Source organism: Streptomyces misionensis (genome assembly GCF_007896895.1).
GTDB lineage: Bacteria > Actinomycetota > Actinomycetes > Streptomycetales > Streptomycetaceae > Streptomyces > Streptomyces misionensis_A.
The window spans coordinates 213,616-214,041 of record NZ_VOGW01000187.1 but is presented as its reverse complement, the minus strand read 5'-3'; the positions used below and the strand labels follow the sequence as shown (position 1 = coordinate 214,041).

Genomic DNA, 426 nt, shown 5'->3' with positions numbered 1-426 from the left:
ACGCTGGAAGGGGGAGTGAGTGGGCTAAGCGTAGGAGGCGGCGGAGCAGGCCGGGCCCGAGTGGGCACCGCGATGGCGGACGGAAATGGGGGCCGGGGAGCGGCGCAGGACGGCGGAGCCGGCCGCCCGCGGCGAACGCGGCGACGGGCCGGCGACCCCCGAGGTCCGCAACCCGCGCCCGGTCAGCCGTCTGATCGAGGACTTCGACGACCAGGTCCTCGCCCCCCTGCGCAGCGACCTCGACACCGTCGACACCCCGGAGAAGTTCGCCGGCCGGCTCGACGAGCCGGTGGCCCGGCTGCGCGAGGCCGAGGTGCTGGCGGAGCCGTACGAGGACGTCGCGGCATGGTTCGAACAGCTGGAGGCCGTCCTGACGGAACTGGCCGGGCGCGCCCTGGCCCTGGCACCCGCCCAGGCGGCCGGCGC

At 76.3% G+C, this 426-nt stretch carries 1 protein-coding gene; it reads left to right on the top strand.

All coding sequences use genetic code 11. The features are described from left to right. Positions 1 to 85: 85 nt before the first annotated feature. Positions 86 to 426: hypothetical protein (locus FRZ03_RS40770; protein WP_261399455.1), on the top strand; the 341-nt coding region annotated here is incomplete at its 3' end.